Annotated in this window: 7 protein-coding genes; all 7 read right to left on the reverse strand. The window is 59.6% G+C overall.

What is annotated here, in order from left to right; all coding sequences use genetic code 11:
* Positions 1–231: 231 nt before the first annotated feature.
* Positions 232–591, reverse strand: coding sequence for a hypothetical protein (locus tag Q1V60_RS11585; RefSeq protein ID WP_300630381.1), 360 nt, complete (start codon positions 589–591; stop codon positions 232–234).
* A gap of 82 nt (positions 592–673) precedes the next feature.
* On the reverse strand, positions 674–2,506 hold the full coding sequence (gene glmS, locus Q1V60_RS11590) for a glutamine--fructose-6-phosphate transaminase (isomerizing) (RefSeq protein WP_300630383.1): 1,833 nt from the start codon (positions 2,504–2,506) through the stop codon (positions 674–676).
* A gap of 10 nt (positions 2,507–2,516) precedes the next feature.
* Complete coding sequence (locus tag Q1V60_RS11595) at positions 2,517–3,284, reverse strand: DeoR family transcriptional regulator (RefSeq protein WP_300630385.1); 768 nt, start codon at positions 3,282–3,284, stop codon at positions 2,517–2,519.
* 227 nt (positions 3,285–3,511) lie between these two features.
* Entirely contained in the window at positions 3,512–4,879 is a 1,368-nt protein-coding gene (gene glmU / locus Q1V60_RS11600; protein ID WP_300630387.1) for a bifunctional UDP-N-acetylglucosamine diphosphorylase/glucosamine-1-phosphate N-acetyltransferase GlmU, read from the reverse strand.
* A gap of 123 nt (positions 4,880–5,002) precedes the next feature.
* A complete protein-coding gene (locus Q1V60_RS11605) occupies positions 5,003–5,419 on the reverse strand; it encodes a F0F1 ATP synthase subunit epsilon (RefSeq protein ID WP_003195825.1) in 417 nt (138 codons plus the stop codon).
* Between the two features lie 44 nt (positions 5,420–5,463).
* The gene (gene atpD, locus Q1V60_RS11610) at positions 5,464–6,840 is read right to left on the reverse strand and encodes a F0F1 ATP synthase subunit beta (protein ID WP_300630390.1); all 1,377 of its coding nucleotides are present in this window, start codon (positions 6,838–6,840) and stop codon (positions 5,464–5,466) included.
* Positions 6,841–6,867: 27 nt separating this feature from the next.
* The coding region (locus tag Q1V60_RS11615) for a F0F1 ATP synthase subunit gamma (protein WP_300630391.1) at positions 6,868–7,068 on the reverse strand (201 nt) is incomplete at its 5' end.

Consider the following 7,068-nt stretch of genomic DNA (forward strand, 5'->3'; position numbering starts at 1 on the left):
ACCTGTGGCGAGGGAGCTTGCTCCCGTTGGGGCGCGAAGCGGCCCCAAAAATGGGACTGCTACGCAGTCCAGCGGGAGCAAGCTCCCTCGCCACAGGGACCGGTTCTGTCTTAACTGACCGGCATTAGGGCTTGCCCGCGATGGCGGAGTATCAGTGACCTGTGAGTTGACTGAACCACTGCATCGGGAGCAAGCCCCTCCCACCCTGGTTTTTGTGTGCTTTCAAGACCGTCAGGCAGTGATCTCGACGTAGCTCGATTCCCCGCCTCCCGTCGCTCCCGATAACCAGCCCCAAACAAAATTCAGCGTCGTGCGCCCAGCAAGATCAACGCCTACCGTGCCACGTGACCAGCCCGCAAGCAGTTCCCCTTCCAGGGTCAGGCACTGATACAGCAGCTCGAGGGTAGCCGGACCGGTCACCCGTCCGACTTGAGTGCCCAGGCGAATCCGGCCCCCCTGGTAAGTGCTCGAAATCGCGTCAGCTTCAACTTGGTAATGAAACACGGTGCCGGTGCCGGACAGTCCCTGAGCGTTGTTGGCGACCACAAACCGACGATTGTGCAGACGTGCGTAGACAGTAGGATTTTGCATCAGTCGGGCTCCTTGATTGAACGAATCCAAAACGTAAAAAGGGGCTGTTGAAAACAGCCCCTTTTGGGTACGCCAGTCAGGTTTATTCCACTGTCACCGACTTCGCCAGGTTACGCGGCTGGTCAACGTCGGTGCCCTTGAGCACGGCCACGTAGTACGACAGCAACTGCAGCGGAATGGTGTAGAGGATCGGCGACAAGGTGTCGTGGATGTGCGGCATGTTGATCACATGTGTGCCTTCACCGTTGGTCATGCCGGCCTTTTCGTCGGCAAACACGATCAGTTGACCACCGCGGGCGCGTACTTCCTGCAGGTTGGACTTGAGCTTCTCCAGCAGTTCGTTGTTTGGCGCCACGGTGACCACCGGCATATCGTCATCCACCAGGGCCAATGGGCCGTGCTTCAGCTCGCCAGCCGGGTAGGCTTCGGCGTGGATGTACGAGATTTCCTTGAGTTTCAGCGAGCCTTCCATCGCCACCGGGTATTGCGCGCCACGGCCGAGGAACAGGGTGTGGTTCTTGTCGGCAAACAGCTCGGCGACCTTTTCCACGGTGGCGTCCATGGCCAGGGCTTCGCCCAGGCGAGTCGGCAGGCGGCGCAGTTCTTCTACCAGAGTGGCTTCAACGCCTTCGGCCAGGGTGCCGCGCACTTGACCCAGGGACAAGGTCAGCAGCAACAGGCCGACCAACTGGGTGGTGAAGGCTTTGGTCGAGGCGACGCCGATTTCGCGACCGGCCTGGGTCAGCAGGGTCAGGTCGGATTCCCGCACCAGCGAGCTGATGCTGACGTTGCAGATCGCCAGGCTGCCGAGGAAGCCCAGCTCCTTGGCGTTGCGCAGGGCGGCCAGGGTGTCGGCGGTTTCGCCGGACTGGGAAATGGTTACGAACAGGGTGTCGGGTTGCACCACCACTTTGCGATAGCGGAACTCGCTGGCGACTTCGACCTGGCACGGGATGCCGGCCAGTTCTTCCAGCCAGTAACGCGCAACCATGCCGGCGTGGTAGCTGGTGCCGCAGGCGACGATTTGCACATTGCGCACTTTAGCGAAGAGCTCGGCGGCCTGTGGGCCGAAGGCGTTGACCAGCACCTGGTTCTGGCTTAGGCGACCTTCCAGGGTGCGCTGCACCACGGACGGCTGCTCGTGGATCTCCTTAAGCATGAAGTGGCGGAATTCGCCCTTGTCGGCGGCTTCGGCGCCGTCACGGTACTGTACGGCTTCGCGCTCGACGGACTGACCGTTCACGTCCCAGATCTGTACGCTTTCACGGCGGATATCGGCGATATCGCCTTCTTCCAGGTACATGAAGCGGTCAGTGACCTGGCGCAGGGCGAGTTGGTCGGAGGCGAGGAAGTTTTCTCCCAGGCCCAGGCCGATCACCAGTGGGCTGCCACTGCGCGCGGCAACCAGGCGGTCGGGCTGGCTGGCGGCTATCACGGCCAGGCCGTAGGCGCCGTGCAGTTCCTTGACCGTGGCCTTGAGGGCGGTGGTCAGGTCGCTGTGGTCCTTGAGCTTGTGGTTGAGCAGGTGGGCGATGACTTCGGTGTCGGTGTCCGAGGTGAACACATAGCCCAGGCCCTTGAGCTGTTCACGCAGCACTTCGTGGTTTTCGATGATGCCGTTGTGCACCACCGCCAGGTCGCCCGAGAAGTGCGGGTGAGCGTTACGCTCGCACGGCGCACCGTGGGTGGCCCAACGTGTGTGGGCGATACCCAGACGGCCGACCAGCGGCTCGCCGGCCAGGGCCTGGTCCAACTCGCTGACTTTGCCCGGACGGCGCATACGCTCGAGCTTGCCGGCGTTGGTAAAAACAGCAACACCCGCGCTGTCATAGCCGCGATATTCCAGACGCTTGAGGCCTTCGATCAGGATGGCCGTTACGTTACGTTCGGCAACTGCGCCAACAATTCCACACATGGTGTTTCTCCTAGATGACTGCCGCGCATATCAGCGTAATGCCGCGGGCTTGGATCTGGTCGCGGGCCTCAGACGGCAGGCGATCATCGGTGATAAGGGTATGGACGCTGCTCCAAGGCAGTTCCAGGTTGGGAATCTTGCGGCCGATCTTGTCGGATTCGACCATCACCACCACTTCACGGGCGACCTCGGCCATGACGCGGCTCAGGCCCAACAGTTCGTTGAAGGTGGTGGTACCGCGCTGCAAATCGATGCCGTCGGCGCCGATGAACAGTTGATCAAAATCGTAGGAGCGCAACACCTGCTCGGCGACCTGGCCCTGGAACGAATCCGAATGCGGGTCCCAGGTGCCGCCGGTCATCAGCAGCACCGGCTCGTGTTCCAGTTCGCTCAAGGCGCGGGCCACGTTCAGGGAATTGGTCATGACCACCAGGCCGGGCTGATGGCCCAGTTCAGGGATCATCGCGGCGGTGGTGCTGCCGCTGTCGATGATGATGCGTGCGTGTTCACGCAAGCGCACCACGGCCGCACGGGCAATAGCGCGCTTGTACGCCGACACCGGTTGAGCCGCGTCGCCTACCAGTTCCTGGGGCATGGTGATCGCACCACCGTAGCGGCGCAGAAGCAGGCCATTACTTTCGAGGGCGGCCAAGTCCTTGCGGATGGTCACCTCCGAGGTTTCGAAACGCTTGGCCAGTTCGTCCACGCTGACTTCGCCCTGTTCATTGAGCAAGGCCAGGATGTTGTGGCGACGTTGGGGTGTATTTCGTTTCGACATGGTGATGATAAGTTTCGTTTCGAAAGATAACGAAGGCAATCAAAACCTATTGGCGAAAGATCGTCAAGCGGGGCGTGTTATTTTTTTTAGGCGACCATCTATCAAATGTCGGAGCGGGCTTGCTCGCAAAGGTGGCGTGTCAGTCACTGGATGTGTGTCTGATACACCGCCTTCGCAAACAAGCCCGCACCGGATGGGCATTTATCGCCAATGAGACTGTGGATAACTCAGGTTTTTTTGATTTTTACCGGGCGTTTCCAGCCGTCGATGTTGCGTTGGCGGGCACGGGCCACGGCCAGTTGGGATTTATCCACATCTTGGTTGATGGCTGAGCCGGCCGCGGTGTTCGAACCGTCGCCAATAGTCACGGGCGCGATCAGCGAGTTGTTGGAGCCGATGAACACGTCCTCACCAATCGTCGTTTGGTACTTATTGGCGCCATCGTAGTTGCAAGTGATTGCGCCGGCGCCAATGTTGCTGCGAGCACCGATCACCGCATCACCAAGGTAAGCCAGGTGGCCGGCCTTCGCATCGTCACCCATTTTCGCGTTTTTCAGTTCAACGAAATTTCCCACGTGTGCCCTGGCGCCCATTACCGTGCCAGGACGCAAACGCGCAAACGGGCCGGCATCGCTGCCCTCGCCCATCACGGCACCGTCGATATGACTGTTAGCCTTGACCACCACGCCTTTGCGCAGCGTGCTGTCCTTGATCACGCAGTTCGGGCCAATCAACACGTCGTCTTCAATGATCACGCGGCCTTCGAGGATCACGTTGATGTCGATCAGCACGTCGCGGCCCACCGTCACCTCACCCCGCACATCGAAACGCGCCGGGTCACGCAGGGTGACGCCCTGGGCCATCAGGCGGCGGCCTTCGCGCATCTGGTAGTGGCGCTCCAGCTCTGCGAGCTGCTTGCGGTCGTTGGCGCCCTGCACTTCCATCGGGTCGTGGGGCTGTTCGGTGGCAACCAGCAGGCCGTCATTGACCGCCATCTCGATGACATCAGTGAGGTAGTACTCACCTTGCGCGTTGTTGTTCGACAGGCGGCTCATCCAGTCACCTAGTTTATCGGCCGGCACGGCGAGAATGCCGGTATTGCCTTCCGTGATGGCGCGCTGGGCTTCACTGGCGTCCTTGTGCTCAACGATAGCTGCGACCTTACCGTCGGCATTGCGCACAATGCGCCCGTAGCCGGTAGGATCGTCCAGCTCAACCGTGAGCAAGCCCATCTGGCCTGGCACCACATGCTTGAGCAGACGCTGCAGGGTTTCCACTTCGATCAGCGGCACGTCACCGTACAGGATCAGTATGGTGTCAGCGGTAATGAACGGCACCGCTTGCGCAGTGGCATGGCCCGTGCCCAGCTGCTTGTCCTGCAATACGAAATTCAAGTCGTCTGCGGCCAAACGCTCACGTACCACATCGGCACCGTGCCCGATAACGACGTGAATGCGCTGCGGGTCCAGCTGCCGGGCACTGTGGATAACATGGCCCAACATAGAATTGCCTGCGACCGGGTGCAGCACCTTGGGCAGGGCCGAACGCATACGGGTGCCCTGACCTGCGGCGAGAATTACGATTTCAAGAGACATGAATGGCTACCAATCCTGGGCGGTCCGGCTTCAGACCAAAGAAGTGTTTTGCAAAAAAAGAAAAAGGGTAGCCGAGGCTACCCTTTTTAATCAATCACGCGTGAAGCGTAACGGCAAGGCCGCTTACTTCTTGCGGATCTGCTGGAGCGTCCGCAGCTGGGCTGCGGCTTCGGCCAGACGGACTGCAGCAGCGCTGTAGTCGAAGTCTGCGCCTTTTTCGTTCAGCGCCTTCTCGGCAGCCTTTACGGCTTCCTGAGCGGAGGCTTCATCCAGGTCGCCAGCACGTTGCACGGTATCGGCAAGTACCTTGACCATGTTCGGCTGAACCTCGAGGAAACCACCGGAGATGTAAAACACCTCACGTTCCCCGCCTTGCTTGGTCAGCGTGATCGGACCTGGCTTCAAGCTGGTAATCAGCGGGGCGTGACCCATGGCGATACCAAGATCACCCAGGTCGCCGTGCGCTGTTACAAACTCGACCAGACCGGAGAAAATTTCCCCTTCCGCGCTGACGATATCGCAATGGACTGTCATAGCCATCTGATTGCCTCAACCTGATGAGCGCCCGTTTCCGGGCGCCTGGATTACAGTTTCTTGGCTTTCTCGATCGCTTCTTCGATGCCGCCGACCATGTAGAACGCCTGTTCTGGCAGGTGGTCGTAGTCACCGTTGAGGATGCCTTTGAAGCCAGCAATGGTGTCTTTCAGGGAAACGTATTTACCCGAGGCACCGGTGAAGACTTCAGCCACGAAGAACGGCTGCGACAAGAAACGCTGGATCTTACGAGCACGGTTTACCAACTGCTTGTCGGTTTCCGACAGCTCGTCCATACCCAGGATCGCAATGATGTCCTTCAGTTCTTTGTAACGCTGCAGCACGTACTGAACGCCGCGAGCGGTGTCGTAGTGCTCCTGGCCGATCACGTTCGGGTCCAGCTGGCGCGAAGTCGAGTCGAGTGGATCGACCGCTGGGTAGATACCCAGGGAAGCGATGTCACGGGACAGAACGACGGTGGCGTCCAAGTGGGCGAAGGTGGTCGCTGGCGACGGGTCGGTCAAGTCATCCGCAGGTACGTATACCGCTTGGATCGAAGTGATCGAACCTTCCTTGGTCGAAGTGATACGTTCTTGCAGAACGCCCATCTCTTCAGCCAGGGTCGGCTGGTAACCTACTGCCGAAGGCATACGGCCCAGCAGTGCGGATACTTCAGTACCGGCCAGGGTGTAACGGTAGATGTTGTCGACGAACAGCAGAACGTCGTTACCTTCGTCACGGAACTTCTCGGCCATGGTCAGGCCAGTCAGTGCTACGCGCAGACGGTTTCCCGGCGGCTCGTTCATCTGACCGTAAACCAGTGCCACTTTGTCCAGAACGTTGGAGTCCTTCATCTCGTGGTAGAAGTCGTTACCCTCACGAGTACGCTCACCCACACCGGCGAACACGGAATAACCGCTGTGCTCGATGGCGATGTTACGGATCAGTTCCATCATGTTTACGGTCTTGCCTACACCGGCACCACCGAACAGACCGACTTTACCGCCTTTGGCGAACGGGCAAACCAGGTCGATAACCTTGATGCCGGTTTCCAGCAGGTCGTTGCCGCCCGCTTGCTCGGCAAACGAAGGTGCTGGACGGTGAATGCCCCAGCGCTCTTCGGTGTCGATCGGGCCAGCTTCGTCGATCGGGTTGCCCAGTACGTCCATGATCCGGCCCAGGGTCGCTTTACCGACCGGTACGGAGATGGCTGAGCCAGAGTCGATAACGTCCAGACCGCGCTTCAAGCCTTCGGTGGAACCCATCGCAATGGTACGAACTACGCCGTCGCCCAGCTGCTGCTGAACTTCCAGAGTAGTGTCCGCGCCTTGTACTTTCAGCGCGTTGTAGATGCTCGGTACGCTGTCGCGTGGGAATTCCACGTCGATAACGGCGCCGATGATTTGAACGATACGTCCGCTACTCATAGCTGGATCCTCTGAATATTTGAACCGTTAAACCGCGGCAGCGCCGCCGACGATTTCCGAGATCTCTTGGGTGATCGCAGCCTGACGCGCCTTGTTGTAGATCAGCTGCAAATCGCTGATCAGATCACCGGCGTTATCGGTAGCGTTTTTCATCGCGATCATCCGCGCCGCTTGTTCAGCTGCGTTGTTCTCGACCACCGCCTGGTACACCTGCGACTCCACGTAGCG

Origin of the sequence: Pseudomonas sp. (assembly GCF_030147005.1) — a bacterium.
Taxonomy (GTDB): domain Bacteria; phylum Pseudomonadota; class Gammaproteobacteria; order Pseudomonadales; family Pseudomonadaceae; genus Aquipseudomonas.